The 18245-nt window shown below is 66.6% G+C and carries 17 protein-coding genes; 8 read left to right on the top strand and 9 right to left on the bottom strand.

Annotated elements, in window-relative coordinates:
• Positions 1–16 precede the first annotated feature (16 nt).
• From ABIC25_RS17320 to ABIC25_RS17310, 3 genes are read left to right on the top strand one after another with little or no spacing between them, the layout of a single operon-like run.
• Entirely contained in the window at positions 17–679 is a 663-nt protein-coding gene (locus tag ABIC25_RS17320; RefSeq protein ID WP_004021023.1) for a VOC family protein, read from the top strand.
• Positions 676–921 carry a hypothetical protein gene (locus ABIC25_RS17315; RefSeq protein WP_004021022.1) on the top strand — a complete coding sequence of 82 codons (246 nt, stop codon included), beginning with the start codon at positions 676–678 and terminating at the stop codon, positions 919–921. Before ABIC25_RS17320 ends, ABIC25_RS17315 begins: the two co-directional genes overlap by 4 nt.
• On the top strand, positions 918–2177 hold the full coding sequence (locus ABIC25_RS17310; protein ID WP_354562417.1) for an alpha/beta hydrolase: 1260 nt from the start codon (positions 918–920) through the stop codon (positions 2175–2177). The genes ABIC25_RS17315 and ABIC25_RS17310 overlap by 4 nt, the downstream gene beginning before the upstream one ends.
• Before the next feature lie 80 nt (positions 2178–2257).
• Here ABIC25_RS17310 and ABIC25_RS17305 read toward each other — a convergent pair whose 3' ends face one another.
• The 3 genes from ABIC25_RS17305 to ABIC25_RS17295 form a co-directional block, all read right to left on the bottom strand.
• Entirely contained in the window at positions 2258–2533 is a 276-nt protein-coding gene (locus tag ABIC25_RS17305) for a DoxX-related protein (RefSeq protein WP_004021020.1), read from the bottom strand.
• 84 nt (positions 2534–2617) lie between these two features.
• Positions 2618–3595, bottom strand: a complete 978-nt coding sequence (locus tag ABIC25_RS17300) for an alpha/beta fold hydrolase (protein WP_354562415.1) — start codon at positions 3593–3595, stop codon at positions 2618–2620.
• A gap of 8 nt (positions 3596–3603) precedes the next feature.
• Positions 3604–4599, bottom strand: a complete 996-nt coding sequence (locus tag ABIC25_RS17295; protein ID WP_354562413.1) for a stage II sporulation protein M — start codon at positions 4597–4599, stop codon at positions 3604–3606.
• A gap of 111 nt (positions 4600–4710) precedes the next feature.
• Here ABIC25_RS17295 and ABIC25_RS17290 point away from each other — a divergent pair, with 111 nt between their 5' ends.
• Positions 4711–5553: an RDD family protein gene (locus ABIC25_RS17290; protein WP_239403631.1), complete on the top strand. Its 843-nt coding sequence runs from the start codon at positions 4711–4713 to the stop codon at positions 5551–5553.
• A gap of 339 nt (positions 5554–5892) precedes the next feature.
• Positions 5893–6858, top strand: coding sequence for a lipase family protein (locus ABIC25_RS17285; RefSeq protein ID WP_354562412.1), 966 nt, complete (start codon positions 5893–5895; stop codon positions 6856–6858).
• A 30-nt stretch (positions 6859–6888) separates the two neighbouring features.
• Here ABIC25_RS17285 and ABIC25_RS17280 read toward each other — a convergent pair whose 3' ends face one another.
• On the bottom strand, positions 6889–8082 hold the full coding sequence (locus ABIC25_RS17280) for an acyl-CoA dehydrogenase family protein (protein ID WP_354562411.1): 1194 nt from the start codon (positions 8080–8082) through the stop codon (positions 6889–6891).
• 72 nt (positions 8083–8154) lie between these two features.
• Here ABIC25_RS17280 and ABIC25_RS17275 point away from each other — a divergent pair, with 72 nt between their 5' ends.
• A complete protein-coding gene (locus ABIC25_RS17275) occupies positions 8155–8487 on the top strand; it encodes a TfoX/Sxy family protein (RefSeq protein WP_064572148.1) in 333 nt (110 codons plus the stop codon).
• Between the two features lie 134 nt (positions 8488–8621).
• Here ABIC25_RS17275 and leuS read toward each other — a convergent pair whose 3' ends face one another.
• Entirely contained in the window at positions 8622–11504 is a 2883-nt protein-coding gene (gene leuS / locus ABIC25_RS17270) for a leucine--tRNA ligase (protein ID WP_354562409.1), read from the bottom strand.
• 108 nt (positions 11505–11612) lie between these two features.
• On the opposite strand from leuS, the gene ABIC25_RS17265 reads away from it, so the two are divergent.
• Together ABIC25_RS17265 and ABIC25_RS17260 are read left to right on the top strand one after the other, a co-directional pair.
• Positions 11613–12122: an SdpI family protein gene (locus tag ABIC25_RS17265; RefSeq protein WP_004021012.1), complete on the top strand. Its 510-nt coding sequence runs from the start codon at positions 11613–11615 to the stop codon at positions 12120–12122.
• A gap of 43 nt (positions 12123–12165) precedes the next feature.
• Positions 12166–13173 (top strand): bile acid:sodium symporter family protein, encoded by a 1008-nt coding sequence (locus tag ABIC25_RS17260; RefSeq protein WP_004021011.1) that lies wholly within the window; start codon positions 12166–12168, stop codon positions 13171–13173.
• A 44-nt stretch (positions 13174–13217) separates the two neighbouring features.
• Here ABIC25_RS17260 and ABIC25_RS17255 read toward each other — a convergent pair whose 3' ends face one another.
• The 4 genes from ABIC25_RS17255 to ABIC25_RS17240 form a co-directional block, all read right to left on the bottom strand.
• A complete protein-coding gene (locus ABIC25_RS17255; protein ID WP_354562408.1) occupies positions 13218–13613 on the bottom strand; it encodes a hypothetical protein in 396 nt (131 codons plus the stop codon).
• Positions 13614–13804: 191 nt separating this feature from the next.
• Entirely contained in the window at positions 13805–14893 is a 1089-nt protein-coding gene (locus ABIC25_RS17250) for an AAA family ATPase (protein ID WP_354562406.1), read from the bottom strand.
• A gap of 428 nt (positions 14894–15321) precedes the next feature.
• A complete protein-coding gene (locus tag ABIC25_RS17245; protein ID WP_354562405.1) occupies positions 15322–17373 on the bottom strand; it encodes a CocE/NonD family hydrolase in 2052 nt (683 codons plus the stop codon).
• Between the two features lie 148 nt (positions 17374–17521).
• Positions 17522–18115 (bottom strand): YqgE/AlgH family protein, encoded by a 594-nt coding sequence (locus ABIC25_RS17240; RefSeq protein WP_354562403.1) that lies wholly within the window; start codon positions 18113–18115, stop codon positions 17522–17524.
• Positions 18116–18245: the final 130 nt, after the last annotated feature.

Raw genomic sequence — 18245 nt, 5'->3', positions numbered from 1 at the left:
TTCTTCTGGAGCTCTCATGAATTCACTCCCCCACAAGGTTCGTGGCGTCGACCACGTCGCCTATCCCACCTTCGATCCGGCCGCGACGGTGCGCTTCTACCGCGACGTCCTCGGTTTCCCGGTCGTGCACTCGATCTGCGCGGCCGGCTGGGGACCCGACAAGCATCCCGACTTCATCCACTTCTTCTTCGACATCGGCAACGACGACCGGCTGGCGTTCTTCTACTACTTCGGTCTGGAGCCGTTCGACGGTGGCCCACAGGGTGATTCGTATTCACGATTCGCCGAGGACGTGCCGATCTGGTTCATCCGCTCGCGCCATCTCGCCATTCACGTCGACGACGAGAGCGACCTGTTGGAATACCGACGACGCCTCGACGCCAGTGAGTGGCCGGTCGAGATGCAGATCCAGCACGAGACCATCGAGTCCATCTACACCCACGACCCGAACGGTTACATGATCGAGATCACCCGCGCCATGCGACCGGTGACGCCGCAGGAGGACCTCGACGCCAACCTCACCATCGAGGCCCTCATCGACGTGGTGTCGCAACCGAATCCGAGCATGGATGCCCTGCTCGTACGCAAGGCGGAACGGATCCTCGAGCGTGCATCAGACTGGCAGGACCAACAGACGACCGGCAGCGTCCTCGCCGGTGGGGAGGTATCGTCGCGATGACGACGTTCTTCGTGCTCGACGTCCCCGAGAACAAGGCGGTCGCCGCGGTCGCCGGCGAGGCACCGGGTGTCACCGTGGATCACATCGGCCCCTACTTTCGCATCTCCTCCGACGACGCCATCGTCGTCGACCGGCGTGCAACCGGGTGTCGGCATGCCGTCTGGTACAGCAGCGTCGCGGGTCTGCTCGATTCGCGGATCACGCAGTGGGACAAAGACGCACTGAAGGTCCAGGCACGGTGAGCGCGACCACGACCGCCGGCGCGAACAGGTTGGGAGCCGGACGCTACATCGAAGCCGCCGAGCAGCCGTCGGACACCACGACCTCCGTCCACGAGCTGACCACCGCCGACGGCGCCAAGGTCACCGGGGTCCTGCGCACCGTCCCCGGCGCGACCGTGGTGGTCGCACTCATGCACCCGCGTCAGGACCTCACGCATCATGTGCTCGTCCCCGAACTGCTCGCCCGAGGGTTCGCGGTGTGGACGCAGGGCACGCGTTCGGTCAACAACGACCTCACATTGATCCACGAACAGGCCATCCTCGACGCCGCGGCGGGACAGGCCTTTCTCCGCGAACGCGACTTCGGATCTGTGCTCACACTGGGTCATTCGGGTGGCGGCGCGTTGTTCGCCTTCTATCACCAGCAGGCCGGACTGGCGCCCGGTGACCGACTGACCACGACTCCCGCCGGGCGGCCGGTGGACCTGGCCGGCGCCGACATGCCGTTGCCCGACGGCGCGATCTTCCTGGCCCCGCACCCCGGTCAGGGCGAACTGCTGCTGCGCCTCATCGACCCGTCGGTGACCGACGAGGACGATCCGCTCGCCGTCGACCCGGCGCTCAATCCGTTCGATGCGGCCAACGGATACGCCGAACCGCCGGAGAGCTCTTCTTATACAGCTGATTTCGTCGAGAGGTACCGGGCTGCGCAACGCGCTCGCGTCGAACGTCTCGACGCTGTCGCACGCGAACTCGTCGCCGAGACCGGCCGCGCCCGTGGCCGTTTTGCCGACAGCGCGGATCCCGTCGACCGCCGGGCCGCACTCGCACCGCGCGTCATGACGGTCTACCGCACCGACGCCGACCTGCGATTCCTCGATCTGACACTGAGTCCCAACGACCGGCCGTACGGGTCACTGTTCGGCCGGCGTCCCGATCTCACGGATTACGGCCTGGTCGGGTTCGGTCGGCTGGCGACCCCGGATGCGTGGCTGTCCACGTGGTCGGGTCTGTCGAGCAACGCCGGATTCCTCCGCTGCGCCCCCGGTGTCCGGGTGCCCACGCTGTTCGTCGAGCTCACCGGCGACCAGGCGTGCTTCCCCGAGGATGCGGTGGCGATGGTGAACGCCCTCGGCGCGGGCGATGTCACGCACGTCCGCGTCGAGGGAACCCATTTCGGCGGTCCGATCCGCCGAGATGCTCCGAGCGGCGCAAGCCTGGCCGCCGCCGAGATCGGCGGCTGGCTCGCGCAGCGGTTCCCGCAGTTCGCCCCCTGAGGTGCGAGGAGCGCAAGCCGCCGGTCCGAGCAAGCGACGAAGGAGCGTGTCGAGGTCGACGAGCCACAAGGGCGCCGTCGTCACTTCTTCGCAAGCGCCGCCCGGTAGCCGAGGAAGCCCACGTAACCGGCCAGCCCGACCAGGCCCAGGCGTCGGGTGCGCTTCGACACCAGCGCCGCACCGATTGCGGTCTCGCAGGCGCCGTTGCGGTAGGTCCACGTGGTGGTGTCGTCGGGGAACACCGGCGCGGTGATCGGCGCGAACGCTTGCGGGGCGACGAAATGCGCGAGCCCCATGGCCGCGAGTCCCCCGCCCACCAACGAGACCTTGTCCAGCGATTGCTTGCCTGCGGCCATCAGAGTGTTCCCTCCGTCGTCGAGTCTTTCCGGTGATCGTATGCACTCAGGTGGGTCCGGTTGCGGCGACCCACTCCTCGGCCGTCAGTGACCGCCGGCCTCGAGTGCGCGGCGCAGACCCCAGATGTAGTCGTCCGGCCGCTCCCACGCGGCGAAATGCCCACCGCGATCGAACTCGCGCCAGTCGGCGACAGCGAAGTGACGGTTCGCGAACTGCCTCGGGGCGTTGACCAGATCGTGGGCGAACAGCGTGAACACCGTCGGCGTCTCGACCCGCGGCCAGTCTTTGGCAGCCCTGGTCGCGTAGGGGCCGAACGATGTCGCGATCGTGCCGGTCAGCCAATACGCGGTCACCCAGGTGAGGACCTCGTCGTAGGAGAACACGCGGGTGATGTCACCGTCGCAGTCGGTCCAGCGCAGAAGCTTCTCGACGATCCACGCCGCCAGTCCGACCGGAGAGTCGCCGAGTCCGACCGCCAGGGTGTCCGGCCTCGTCGACTGATACTGGGATACATCAGTGAAGTGCAGTGATGCCACGCGCTCCGGGTGGCGGGCGGCCAGGGCTTCCGCCACATCACACCCGACATCGCCGGCCGAGACGGTGAACCGGTCCACACCGAACTCCGTCATCGCGGCAGCGACGGCATCGGCCATCTGAACCGAGGACAAGCCACGCTCCACGGGCGCGGAGAACGGGAACCCGGGGAGCGCGGGCGCCACGTAGGACACATCCCCCAGGAGGGGAAAGAGCCGCTCGAACCGCAACACCGAGTCGGGCCAACCGTGGAGCAGCAGCACCACCGGGGCACGCCCGCCGTCGGCCTCGGACATCACAGCCCGCACGGGCACCTCGGCCCGCTCTGTCTCCACCCAGCCGAGCTCCGCTATCCGATCCTCGTGGATCCGCCAGTCGAACCCGGTCGTCCAGTGATCGACGAGGTCATCGAGCAACTCCGGATCGAATCCACCGGTCCCGGCGACGTCGGCGCGCGGGATCGACCGGAAGCGGAGCAGCCGGTCCCGGAGATCGTCGAGCGCGGCGGTCGTGCTGCGACGGAACATGTCCCGGGTCACCGCACCGTCGGTGCGGTGAGTCCGCGGTCGGCCTCGTCCAGATCACCGGTGTCGCCGTACTCGTACGCTCGGCGGCCGGCGACGAAGACGTATGCCATGAACAGCGACCAGGCCGTCACGCCGATCCCGATGCGCGCCCAGGTCGGGAGCGGGGACGGCGTGACGAACGCCTCGATGACCCCGCACAGCAACAACACGACGACCAGGCCCAGTGCCACGCCGACCGCCGCCCGGCCCTCCTCGCCGAGAGCCGCTGCGCGCGTCCGATTTCCCGGCGACACCCACGCCCAGAAGATTCGCAGTCCCACCCCCGCGGCGACGAACAGGCAGGTCAGCTCGAGCATCCCGTGCGGCAGGATCAGTCCGAAGAACAGGTCGCCACGGCCGTGGCGGATCATGATCGACGCCACGACGACCAGGTTCAGGACATTCGTGTGGAGCATCCAGATCACCGGAAAGCCGAAGACGCCCAACGCGATACACAATGCGGCGAGCCAGAAGTTGTTGGTCCACACGCGCGCGGCGAACGACGTCGCCTCGTATTCGCTGTAGTAGTTCTCGAAGTCGTTGGTCACGAGGCGCTCGATCTCGCCCGGTGACGCGAACGAGCTCTCGATCCGCGGGTGCTCGAGGACCCACCACGTCATGATCACGGCTGCACCGAGCGACCCGCCCATCACCGAGAGCCACCACCAGCGCATCCGGTACAGGGCGGCGGGGAACGACCTCGTGAAGAACTCGATCACCGTCGCCGGCGTGCTGACCCGGGTACCGGTCGCACGACCGCGAGCGCGTGCCAGCAGAGCCGACAGGTACGCGACGAGCGACGCATCGGGGGCGGTCGAGCGGATGACCGACAGATGGGTGGCCACCCGCTGGTAGGTGTCGATCATCTCGTCGGCCTCGGCACCGGTGAGTCGGCGGTGCCGCGAGAGCGCGTCGAGCCGCTCCCACGTCGCGCGATGCGCGGAGACATAGGCGTCGAGGTCCACGCGGCCAGCGTATCCGGCATTCTCGCGCCGGCGACGCGTGTCATTCAGCGGACGTCCGCGCTGTGTGTTCCCGATGCCGCCTCCCGGGACCGCGTCGTAGGGTGAGGCGTGATGACTCATCCCGTGCCGCCGCGACCCCCCGCCTGGGGATCCGGCGCCACGGCGACGGTCGGAGTCGGGCGCGACGACCTCGTCTCCGGCGAAGCGGTCGCGCTCGCACTGCCGCCCGCGAACCTCGGCTATCGGATTCTCTCCGGCATCATCGACGTCCTGCTGGGGTTCGGGCTGTGGCTGTTCTTGTGGTGGTTGTCGTTCAAGGTCGCCGGCGAGGCGAGCGAGGCGTGGCGGGGAACCATCAACACGCTGATCCCGATCGTCGCCGTCGTCGCGCTCCCGACACTGCTGGAGACACTGACCCCGGGAAAGTCCGTGGGCCACCTCGTCCTCGGTCTCCGGACGGTCCGGGACGATGCCGGACCGACGGGCTTCCGGCACTCGCTGACCCGCGCCCTGATCGGTTTCGTCGAGCTCTACGCCTGCCTCGGGCTCCCCGCCCTGATCTCGGCGGCCATCTCCCGCAGGAACAAGCGTCTGGGTGATCTGCTCGCCGGGACCTACGTGATCCGCGACCGTCATCGGCTGGTCGAACAGGCACCCATCGACATGCCGCCGGGCCTGACGTCGTGGGCCGTCTCGGCCGACATGGCCGCACTTCCCGATCGGCTCGCCGTGATCATCCGCCAGTTCCTCAACGGCCGGCACGGCATGAAACCCGAACCGCGGGCCCACGCCGCGCGACGGATCGTGTTCGACGTCGCACCGTTCGTCGCCCCGGCTCCCCCACCCGGGGCCCCGTTCGAGGACGTGTTGTCGGCGATCATGGCCGAGCGCCGGCGCCGCGACACCGAACGCCTGGCGCGCGAGGCGGAACTGCGCGCGCGTCTGTTGCGATGATCCGTGCCTCGGGCCGCTCGGCTCGCCACGCGCGGTGACCGTGGCGGTTACGCTGCTGGGGTGACGGTGCCGGCCCCCTCCGCGAGGGACACGAGACGAGCCGGCGGGCGGCGCCCGGTCTCCGTCTTCCTCGCCGCCGGAATGGCCTGTGCCGCGGTCCTCGCGGGCGGCGGACCGTCATGGGCGGCGCCGGCCGAGGGGGCACCGGCGGTCCAGCAAGTGATCCCCCGCATCATCGATATCGAGAGCGTGACCGACCGGACCATAGCCCTCCCCCAGGCTGATTCGACGCTTCGCGTGCGATACACCTCGACTTCCGTGCGAGGAGTGCCCACGGTGATGTCCGGTACCCTCCTCACGCCGTCGACCCCTCCCCCGCCCGGCGGCTGGCCTCTTGCCGTCTGGAACCACATGACGGTGGGCGCCGCCGACGTCTGTGCGCCGTCCGCGGCGCACGCCGGGCACCCCGAACTGCCTCGGATGGTCTCCGGCGACGCCATCGTCTCGCGCCTGCTCGACGCCGGATTCGTCGTGGCCCGGCCGGACTTCGAGGGAATCGGTTCGCCCGGTCCGCACCCCTACCTCATCGGGCGTTCGCTGGCGCGGTCGACGATCGACATGGCGCTCGCCGCGGCCGATCACGACGCACGCATCGGTCGTGACGTCGTCGTCGCGGGCCACTCGGAGGGCGCCGTCGCCGCCTTGTCGGCCGCCGGCCGTCCCTCCTCGGAATGGGGACATCTGCGGCTGCGCGGTGTGTCGGCGCTCGCACCGCCGACACGGGTGGCCGACCTGCTCGACGGGGCGTCGAACATCCCGGTGGCCGGGCCGGCGATCGATGAACTCATGGGGTTGGCCGCGCTGATCGGAAGTGGCGCGGCCGCAGCAGATCCCGGCTTCGATGCGTTGATGGAGAACGGGGGGATCAGTGCCCGAGCGCGTGCGCTACGTCCACAGGTGGAGACCCGCTGCTACGCCGACCTCACAGCGCCGGACTCCTTCGGGGGTCTCGCTCCGGCACAACTCCTCGGCCCCCGGGGCGACGAGATGAAGCGGGAACTGCTCGAGGTGCTCAGGGCGAACGACGTTGCCCGTCTGCGGTTTCCACCAGGACTCCCGGTGCGCATCGACTCGGGAACCGTGGACACCGTGTCCCCCCAACCCCTGGTGTCCGGTCTGGTCGACACCTACCGACGGGCAGGGGTGTCGGTGACCTACTCCGACCACTTCACCGGACACCCGGGAGTGGCGACCGACCCACGAAACGCCGCGACCATCGCCACCTGGCTCATCGCTCAGAGGTGAGAACGTCCGGCGACGGCCCGACTCGGGGTCCTACCTCAGATCGGTGGAGGTCTTGCCGAGTACCCGTCGGGCGATGATCAACTGCTGGATCTGCTGTGTGCCCTCGAAGATGTCGAGGATCTTCGAGTCGCGCGCCCACTTCTCCACCAGCGAGGTCTCGGAATAGCCTGCGGTGGCGCCGATTTCGACGGTCTTGTTGGTGATGTCGGTGACAGTACGGCCGGCCTTCGCCTTCGACATCGAGGCCTCGGTCGAGTTCGGCTGCTTGTTGTCGGCCATCCACGCGGCCCGCACCGTGTGCAACCACGATGCCTCCCAATCGGATTCGAGTCGGATGAACTCGGCGACGGTGGCGTGCTGCGACGTCGCGGGACGGTCGTAGTCGATCTGGTGACCGGCCTCCTCCAACATCCGCCGCAACTCCTCGAGGGACGCGCGGCCGAGCCCGATGGCCATCGCCGCGACGACCGGGCGGGTGTTGTCGAAGGTCTGCATGACCCCGCCGAAGGCCTTCTTGGTGTCGATCTCCGGCGAACCCAGGAGGTTCTCGGCAGGCACCCGCGCATTCTCGAAGCGGATGACCGCCGTGTCGGAGGCCTTGATGCCCAGCTTGTGCTCGAGACGGGCGACGGTGACACCGTCGGTGGTCATCGGGACGACAAAACTCTTGATGGCCGCGCGTCCGACGCTCTTGTCGATGGTCGCCCACACGACGACGTGGTCGGCGCGCGAGCCCGCGGTCACGAAAATCTTCTCGCCGTTCAGGATGTACTCGTCGCCGTCGAGCGTCGCGGTCGTCGACACCGCCGCCGAGTCCGAGCCGAAGCTCGGCTCGGTGATGGCCATCGCCGCCCACACATCGCCGAAACGCTCGAACTGCTCGGGGTTGGCCACCGCCGCGATCGCCGCGTTGCCGAGGCCCTGGCCCGGGATCGAGAGCAGCAGGCCGACGTCGCCCCAGCTCATCTCGAGAGCGGAGAGCAGACCGCGCATGTTGGCGCCGTTCACCGACGGCGCGTCGGAAGCCGGCTTCTCGGCGTCGTCCGACTTCTCCGAGGATCGGCCCTGCTTGGCGAGCTTCGCCAGTTCGTCGAGTTCGACCGGATACTCGTGCTCGGCCTGGTCGTACTTCCGCGAGATCGGCCGGAAGAGGTGCTCGGCAGCCATGTGGGTGCGCTCGACCGTCGAATCGAACTTCTTCGGGAGCTCCAGGTTGATCGCCATGTCAGCACCTTACTGCGCAGTAAGTTCCTTGCCAAGTCCCGGTCCGTGACCGAAGCCGAATAGCCTGGACCGGTGGCGTACGACGAGGAACTGGCCTACCGCATCCGCGCTCTGCTGGCGACCGAGTGCGGCCTCGACGAGAAGACCATGTTCGGCGGTCTGGCGTTCCTGATCAACGGCAACATGGCCGTCGCTGCCAGTGGCAAGGGCGGGATCATGGTCCGCGTCGCACCCGAGGAGACCGAGAGCCTCCTCGAGTACCCGCACACCCGGCCGATGGTGATGTCCGGCCGTGAGACCCGCGGGTGGCTACGCGTCGACGACGCGGGCATCGCGACCGACCGACAGCTCTCCCGCTGGATCGCAATCGGTTCCGACTTCGCGCGGAAGCTGCCGCCGAAGTAGCTCGCATCGCCCTTCGAGGCTCGTCGCTTACGCTCCTCGCACCTCAGGGGGCAAAGGGGCGTCGCCATCGCTCCTCGCACCTCAGGGGGCAAAGAGGGCGTCGCCATCGCTCCTCGCACCTCAGGGAGCAGAGGTCAGGGGACGATGTTCACCATCCGGCCGGGCACCACGATGACCTTGCGGGGCTCGGCGCCGTCGAGGATCGCGACGATCTTCTCGTCGGCGAGGGCGGTGGCGCGCACCGTGTCCTCGTCGGCGTCGGCGGGGACGGTGATCCGGCTGCGGACCTTGCCCTTGACCTGGACCGGGATCTCGACGGTGTCCTCGACCAGCCACGCCTCGTCGGCCACCGGGAACGACGCCCGCACCACGAGCGTGTCGTGACCCAACCGGTGCCACAGCTCCTCGGCGATGTGCGGGGCCAGGGGAGCGAGCATGGTCACGAGCGGCTCGACGGCATCCCGCGGCGCACCCGACTTCTCGAAGTTCTTGGTGAGGTGGTTGGTCAGGACCGTCAACTTGGCGACCGCGGTGTTGTTGCGCAGCGCGTCGTAGTCCTCGCGAACGCCGGCGATCGTCTTGTGTAGCAGTCGCTTCGTCTCGTCGTCGAGTTCGGTGTCGGCGACGCGCAGCGAACCGGACTCCTCGTCGACGACGAGCCGCCAGATGCGCTGCAAGAAGCGCTGGGAGCCGACGACGTCCTTGGTCGCCCACGGGCGCGACTGGTCCAGCGGACCCATGAACATCTCGTAGACGCGCAGGGTGTCGGCACCGTAGTCACGGCAGATGTCATCGGGGGCCACCGAGTTCTTCAGCGACTTGCCCATCTTGCCGTACTCCTGGCGGACCTTCGCACCGTTGTAGAAGAACTCGCCGTTCTCCTCGGTGACCTCCTCGGCAGGCACGTAGACCCCGCGCGAGTCGGTGTAGGCGTAGGCCTGGATCATGCCCTGGTTGAACAGCTTCCGGTACGGCTCGCGACTGGTGACGTAACCGAGATCGAACAGGACCTTGTGCCAGAACCGCGAGTACAGCAGATGCAGCACGGCGTGCTCGACACCACCGATGTACAGGTCGAGACCGCCCGGATCGTTCGCACCGTGCAGTGCCGGGCGCGGACCCATCCAGTACGCCTCGTTCTCCTTGGCACACAAGGTCTCCGAGTTGGTCGGGTCGATGTAGCGCAGCTGGTACCACGAACTGCCCGCCCACTGGGGCATGACGTTGGCGTCACGCGTGTAGGTCTGGACGCCGTCGCCGAGGTCCAATTCGACGGTCATCCAGTCGGTGGCCTTCGCCAGCGGGGGAGAGGGCTCACTGTCGGCGTCGTCCGGATCGAAGGACACCGGCGCGTAGTCGTCGACCTCCGGGAGTTCAACGGGCAGCAGTGATTCCGGCAGCGCGTGCGGCTGACCGGCGGCGTCGTACACGATCGGGAACGGCTCGCCCCAGTACCGCTGCCGCGCGAACAGCCAGTCGCGCAACTTGTACTGGATTCGTCCGGAGCCCACACCGTCGGCCTCCAGACGTTCGACGATGGCCGCCTTCGCGTCCTCGACGTTGCGACCGTCCAGGAACCCGGAGTTCACCAGGGGACCATCGCCCACGTAGGCCTCGGTCGCGATGTCGGTGTCGGAGCCGATCACCTCGCGGATCGGCAGTCCGAAGACCGTCGCGAACTCGTGGTCCCGGGCGTCGTGGGCCGGAACCGCCATGATCGCACCGGTGCCATATCCCATCAGCACGTAGTCGGCGACGAAGACCGGAACCCGCTCGCCGTTCACGGGATTGACGGCGAAGCTGCCGGTGAAGACGCCTGTCTTCTCCTTGTTCTCCTGCCGCTCGAGGTCGGACTTCGCGGCGATCGACGCGCGGTATTCCGCGACCGCGGTCGCGGGATCTGTTGCACCGCGGGTCCATCGGCCATCGGTGCCGGCAGGCCATTCGCCTCCGGTCAGCTCGTCGACGAGCGGATGTTCGGGCGCGAGGACCATGTAGGTGGCGCCGAAGAGCGTGTCGGGACGGGTCGTGAACACCTCGATACCGCCGACACCGGGCACGTCGAAGCGAACCTGCGCGCCGCGCGAGCGTCCGATCCAGTTGCGCTGCATGGTCTTGACCTTGTCCGGCCAGTCCAGCAGATCCAGATCGTCGAGCAGGCGGTCGGAGTAGGCGGTGATCCGCATCATCCACTGCCGCAGATGCTTCCGGAAGACGGGGAAGTTGCCGCGGTCGCTGCGACCGTCGGCGGTGACCTCCTCGTTGGCCAGCACGGTGCCCAGTCCCGGGCACCAGTTGACCAGCGAATCGCTCAGGTACACCAGGCGATGGTCGTCGAGGATCTCGGTGCGCTCGGCGGGGGAGAGGTCGGCCCAGTTGCGCCCCTCATGCTTTCCGCTCAATGCTCGTGCACCCGAGGCGAATTCGTCGACCAGCTCGGAGATGCGCCGGGCCTTGCCCTGGTCGGCGTCGTACCAGGCGTTGTAGATCTGCAGGAAGATCCACTGGGTCCAGCGGTAGAAGTCGACGTCGGTGGTGGCCACCCGACGACGCTCGTCGTGGCCCAGCCCGAGCCGGCGGATCTGGCCCAGGTAGCGCTCGATGTTCTGCTCGGTCGTGGTCCGCGGGTGCGTACCGGTCTGCACGGCGTACTGCTCGGCCGGCAGGCCGAAGGAATCGAAGCCCATCGTGTGCAGCACGTTCTTGCCGGTCATCCGCTGGTAGCGGGCGAAGACGTCGCTCGCGATGAAGCCGAGTGGGTGGCCGACGTGCAGACCCGCACCGGACGGGTAGGGGAACATGTCCTGCACGAAGAGCTTGTCGGCCGCGTCGGCAGAGCCGCCGCCGAAGGCGGACAGGTCACCGGCGAGCGGCCCGACGGGATTCGGCGCCTCGTAGGCATGCTCGTCGGACCAGGTCTGCTGCCAGCGCTGCTCGATCTCCCCGGCGACCGACGCCGTGTAGCGGTGTGCGGTCGTGCCGGCGGTGTCGCCGCTCGTCTTCTCGGCTGAAGTCACGCGACCAGGGTAAATCCTGTCGGTCGCAGCCCCCCAATCCGGTCGCTTCCGCGGTGGCCGGCGCCGGCGCGTCCGATACCGATTCTCCGGCGTACGACGCACGGTCGTATGCTGTGGGTCGTGAATGCCGTGTCCGTCGCCGTTGCCGTACTGCTCTTCGTGCTGGCCGGACTCTGGGCGGTGGTAGGAATCCGTGGACTCCGCGGCACCCTCCCGCGCAATCGTTGGATCGGCGTCCGCTCCGCGGAGACCATGCGATCCGACGAGGCGTTCACCGTCGCCAACCGCATCGCCGGGCCCGGCACCCTGGGAGCCGGTCTGATCCTCGCGCTGGGCGGCATCGCGACCCTCGCGGTCCCGAGCGGGTGGGCCGTTGCCTTCGGCCTGGTCTCGCTGGTCGTCGCGCTCGTGGTGATCGGGCTGGTCAGCGGCATCGGCGTACGTGCCGCGGCAGCCGTACCCGTCGACGACGACGGCTGTTCCTGCTGTTCGGGCGGCGACGCCCACGGTCATGCCGCCGACGAGGACACCTCCGGCCCGGCGGCCGATTGCGGCACCAGCAGCTGCGGTGCCTGCTCGTTGCGCGGCGTCTGCGCGAGCGACTCGGCCCAGGCCTGAGTCGGCCCGCGTCGTCTCACACCACTGATCTCGGGGCACATCCATGCGTACTCTCAAGAATCTTCTCGATCGCTCACCGATCGACGGCTTCATCCTGGCCATCATCATCGCCGTCGTCGTCGCCGCCTTCCTGCCGGTTCGCGGTGCGGCCGCGGAGGCACTGGACTGGGTGGTGATCGTCGCGATCGCCGCGCTGTTCTTCCTCTACGGCACGCGATTGCATCCGCGCGAGGCACTCGAAGGCCTCCGGCACTGGCGACTGCACGTCACGATCCTGGCGTTCACGTTCATCGTGTTCCCGATCGTCGGGCTCGCGCTCAAACCGGTCGTCGAGCCGCTGATCGGCGAGGATCTCTACGCCGGCCTGCTGTTCCTGTGTCTGGTGCCGTCGACTGTCCAGTCCTCGATCGCCTTCACCTCGATGGCCCGGGGCAACATCGCCGGTGCCATCGTCAGCGCGTCCACGTCGAACATCCTCGGCGTCTTCCTGACCCCGCTGCTCGTCGTCGCGCTGATGCAGAACGCAGGCGACATCAGCATCGACGCGACGTCGGTCCTCAAGATCGTCGCGCAGATCCTGGTGCCGTTCCTGATCGGGCAGCTCGCCCGCAAATGGGTCGGCCCGTTCTTCACCCGGCACGCGAAGATCACCAAGCTGGCCGACCGTGGCGCCATCGTGCTCGTCGTCTATGTGGCGTTCAGCGAGGGGGTCGTCCAGGGCATCTGGTCGACCGTGGGCGTCGGCCAGGTCATCGCAGTGACCGTCATCTCGCTGCTGCTCGTCCTGGTGATGCTCGCGATCACCGGCTGGCTGCCGAAGCGGCTCGGCTTCGATCGCGCCGACACGATCGCCATCCAGTTCTGCGGCACCAAGAAGAGCCTGGCCACCGGCCTGCCGATGGCGACCGTCCTCTTCGCCGGGACCACCGTCGGCCTCATCGTGCTGCCGCTGATGATCTTCCACCAGATCCAGCTGATGATCTGCTCGTGGCTGGCCACCCGGTACGGGCGTGAGGCGGACGACGCCGAAGTGGCCGGCGCGCCGGTCTGATCAGTTGGAATCGCGGCAGGCGGTCAGGGCTCATGTGAATCGGTTCAGTCTCCGAGGGCTCTTGCGTTTAGCTCTCTGACACGGTTGTACGCCCGCAGCAGACTATCGCTCCGTGAGGACGCCGCGCTGACATTCCAGTGCAGGAGGGCAAATTCATTAACGTGGTCGACGTACAGAGGCCCAGCCTTGCCATCATTACGAACAACTTCCTCGCGTATGTCCTTCTTCTTCGAGCTCGAACATAGCGAAAGGAGCGTCGCCTTGGGATGCTTGAGCGCCTCAGGGTCGGAGGGAATATTCGATTTCACCACCCCGAAGTACTGAGCGAAGCCGTCCGCGTCCGCAAGTAGCCACGCCTCCGTCATCGGATGAACCACTCGTAGTTGAAACAGCGCCGATAGAGACTCGATGTCCCTCGTCAGGGTCTTGTGCAACTCCATGGGGCATTTGGTGTCGGAGTCTCTGAGTACCAAGTAAGGTGCTCGCGTCGCCGCACGATTATAGTTCTTGATCAGCGGGTCTAAATTAGCCTTCCCGCGCTTCACGATGACTTTCGCGACTTGCCCGCCCGCTTCCCGTACTAGAGCACGGGCCACCCCCTCATCCGAGGTACCCTCAACCACTACGGATATCAACGCTTCTTCCCGTCACGCCCTACAGTTACCAGGTCCGTGAGGTCTCGAGGATCGATCAGCCCTTGCACAATGTCGGATGTAGGTAGCTCTGCCTCTAGGTCATCTGCAGCTTCATTGATCTCAGACAGCAGTTCCGCTTGGGTCCCCTCCCGAGCAGGGCGGAGCACCAGAACCTCGTCTGGATGGACTCCTTCATCGTCGAGCAACTCCGGCGCGTGCGTCGAAAGAATGACCTGAATGTCTTTTGTTCGCTGTGACACCGACAGCATTGCGGGAAGTTTTCGAACTACAGACGCATTCAGAGATAGTTCTGGCTCCTCGAGCAGCAAGACGCCGCCGTTCGCTGGCGTACTCACCATTGTCCATAGCAGCCCTATCAACCTAAGCGTTCCGTCAGAAAACTCAGCTTCGGATTGGCGCGCTGGGTTCTTGCGCCAATTCTTGTAACCCGCCATTAGATGGGGTTTCCCAGCATCGTCAACCTCGATATCGAGCGACTCGAATTCAGGAACTGCCGCTCGCAGGGCGTCCCGCATACGTCTGAGCCAAGCGTCCCGTGTCTTGACCGGCACGGCATTCATCTGAGCGATGAACTCGCCTCCAAACTCACCGGGCATGTCGTAGCGGGATGGTTCTCGAATGATCTGCGGAACAAGATGAAAGTAGCGAACCTTCGCAAAATATTCGGCCAGGACTCGAAATTTTTGGTTCGCAGCTATTTGCTCGAGATGAGTCTGTGTAAGCAACTCCGAGTCTTCTCTGTCATCAGCATTCGGACGCTGAAGTACCGTATTTCCATTGCAAGTTACTACCTCTTCAAATACGATTGGTCGATTCTTGCCGCCTTTTTCTCCCCGGATAGCCAGCCGATAGCTCCACTGGTCTTCTCCATCCGTAAGTTCTACGCCTATTACGAGCCTCCCGCCCTCGATGTTCCGTGCGAAGAGACTTCGGACCTTGGAAAGGCCCCCTCGCTTCTCCAAGGCGCCTGTGAGCCCTCCACTGGGGCCGGCAATGTCGCCTAAGAAGCGTAGTAGGTCGATCAAATTCGACTTACCCGCGGCGTTTGGTCCGACAACGAACAATCGAGAGTCGATCGGAAAATCGAGGGACTTGAAATTCCGCCAATTACTTGCACTTATCCGGACTAGTCGCACGTGGTTGCCATTCCTCTGCTGATTGCCTGCTGAACTCGATGCTAGTCGAGTGCTTAGAACATGAACCCGCGGAGTGGACCGTCCGAACCGAGAGCTGTCATGGACCGAGCCGAACCCCGCTCGGCGACCCGACCGGCCGTGTAAGTCACTCGCCGTGCCTTGCGACGACAAGCAGCGCCCCACTGCTCGGTATCGATTCTTTCGTTGTCAGGGATAGCGACATCGACTCTCAGTGCAGGACTGACAGACTTCAACTCGACTGCCAGACTTCGATTGACGTCTGGCAGTCGAGTTGAAGTCGAGCGGTCAAGTCACCCACAGCGAACGCCGCCGAAGCGGCCGACACACCAACCCGATCAGCCGACCGGCCGACCCACCGGCGTCGACAGCGGCAGGTTCACGAAGCTCGGCCGGTTCGGGTCGAGTTGGATGTGCTGCGGCCGCAGCCCGGACTCGTTCAGCAGCGGACGCAAGGGCAGACCGCGCGGGAAGTTCATCGCGAACACGTCGACCCGCAGACGGTGTCCCGGCTTGATGAGGGCCTCCGTCGGCAACAGACCGATGTCGACGCTGATCGGACGGCCCGGTACGACCGGTTGCCGCGACGCCAGGGTCAGCTCGTAGAACGGGTCGATCACGTCACCGTTGGGTGCGAACTGCGAGGCCGCCTTGTCGTACCCGCGCAGTGACGCCATCACCTGACCGGAGGTGAGGACCTTCGATGTCCCATCGGGGGCAACGTCGTTCAGGGTTGCGGTCCAGTACCCGTCGGTGGCGTCGAGCACGGTGTTCAATCGCACGTTCGAATACCCGGACACGCTGCGCGTCGTGGTCAGCGGGGGAGTGGTGAACGACAACGCCGCGCGCTCGGAGATGCGGGCGTCGTCGGCGCAGAAGGGGAAGATCGCGAGGGCGCCGGCCAGCTGTTGCGCGGCGTCGCGCGAACACATCGGTGCCAGACCGGGCGCGATGGTCATCCGGGCACGCGAGGCGGGTGGGGTGGGGGTCAGGCTGCCGTCGCGGACCGCGTGCGCCGCGGTGCCGCTGCGCCGGTCGCCGAGATAGAGCCGCTGACGTTCCATCCCGGCCCGCGGGAACTGCTGCGCGGTGATCCACGAGTCGCCGACCTGCTTGAGGTTGACCGGCCCATAGGAGTCGACACCGTTGTCGATTCCCCTGAGCCACTTGTCGAACCACGCCTTCTGTAAGACGTCCAACCGTGGCGGGGTGTTCCGCCGGCCCTCCTGGCCGCCGCCGATCGTGAGGTGATACCCGTCGCCCATGATCAGTTGCTTCTGGCCCGGCGGCAGCGGGATCTTGTTGTACATCCGGACTTCACTGTTGGTGAAGAGGTCGAACCAGCCGCCGTAGATGAGCGTCGGGGTGGTGATGCGATCGGCGTGGTCGAGCCAGGACGACCGTGGCTCGGAGTCGTTGTCCAGCAATGCCTTCAGGTTCGGCGGCACCGACGGGATGTCGGGGGTCAGCAACGCGGCGAACAATTGCGGGTAGAACGTGAACGGGTCGGAGATCCGGTCCGCCAACCACTTCCAGTCGAACGTGCCGTTCAGCATCGACGCGACGTTCGGGATCATCTTGGTGGTGTTGACCAGTGTCAGCCACAGCGGGAGGAATCCGACACCCAGAGCGCCGCCCGGGGCGACGATGTCGCGGATGAGGTCGCCGCCGGGCTCGACCGGGAAGATCGCCTTGAGTGCCTTCGGGTTCTTGTTGGCGGCCTGGATCTGGTTGATCGCCGAGTAGGACACACCCGACATGCCGACCTTGCCGTTGGACCACCGCTGCTTCGACGCCCAGTCGATCACCTCGATGGTGTCGCGCTGTTCCCGCGACTGGAAGACGTCCCAGACGCCCTGGGAGAAACCGGTGCCCCGGACGTCCACGACCACCTGCGTGTAGCCGCTGCGGACGAGGTCGAAGTCGACGAGGAAGGTCTTCGCACCGCCGTCGCGAATCGTGTGCGCGATGTCGTTGATGCCGTCGATCGGCGTCCCGGACAGGTTGATCGACCGCGCGATCTGCAGCAGATAGGGCTCGAGGACCGGGTTCTGCATCACCGCGGATCCGACGGTGGTGATGAGCTTGGTGTACGGCGTCATGTTGACGATGACGGGCGTCTTGGTCGCCGTCGGTCGCTCGCGGACGTCGGCCGGGCGGTACACGTTGGCCCGGAGCACCGTGCCGTCGCTCATCCGGATCGGGACATCCCAGGTGACGTTGACGCCGGCGTACGGCTGCGGGCCGTCATGGCTCGCCGCCCACCGTGCCGCATCGGCTCCGCCTGTCGGTCCGACCGGTGCGGCGCCCGCCACGGCGATCGGCGCGACCAGCGCGACCACCGCCAGGACCACCGCGATCAGGACCCGAGCACTCTTCGACCCACTCATGCACACCCCCGCATGTCATGCGCTGGAGAACCCACGGTTGATCCAGCGAGCTTGTGATCAAGCGTCCACAACCTAACACCTCGGGGGTGACGTGGATCACCGGGTGTCTCAGGGAATGCTCAGCATCACCGACGGGTGCCGGGACGACTCAGTTCAGACTGAGATCGATCGGGTGCGTCGCGAGGAGTGGCTTGGGCCAAGCCTGCCTGCGCAGGACGTCGAACCACACATCGGACGCCGGCGGTGCGAGCAGATCGCGGGGGAGTGCCGACGCGGTCATCCAGCTGAACTGGTCGAGCTCGTCGTCGAGCTGCCCGACCCCCCAGCCGCTGTAGCCCGCGAAGATCCGGACGCCCTCGAGGACGTCGGCAAGAGGTTCGGGGTCGGCGTCGAGGTCGACGAGGACGACCCGGCCGTCCACCGGACGCAGGGCGGGTACGTCGTCGACGTCGACGCCCGGTTTCACCACCCCCAGGCACAGCGCGGCTTCCTGGTTCACCGGCCCGCCCACATAGAGGGCGCGCGGCGAGGCCGCGATGTCGGTCCACTGGGGCAGGAGATTGTGGACGGCGGTCTGGCTCATCCGGTTGAGGATGACACCGAGGCTGCCCGACTCGTTGTGCTCGATCACGTAGATGACGGTGCGCGCGAAGGTGGGTTCGACGAGGTCGGTCGACGCGATCAGCGCGGTGCCCGCCCGCACCCTCGGCGTCGGGTCGGCGTCCCACGGAACGCCGGGCATACGTGCACCACCACCGGCACCCGCCGAGTGCTCTCCGGGGCGGGATTCCGGTGTGGGATCGTCTGCGTCGTCACCTCCGGCCACCCGACCATCATCGCACGTCCGTGGCCGACGGGGTCCATCGTCAGCT

The organism is Gordonia sp. PvP123 (genome assembly GCF_040547295.1).
In the GTDB taxonomy this organism is placed as follows: Bacteria; Actinomycetota; Actinomycetes; order Mycobacteriales; family Mycobacteriaceae; genus Gordonia; species Gordonia terrae.
Note: the sequence above shows the minus strand (reverse complement) of the source record. Positions and strands in the feature narration are given on the sequence as shown.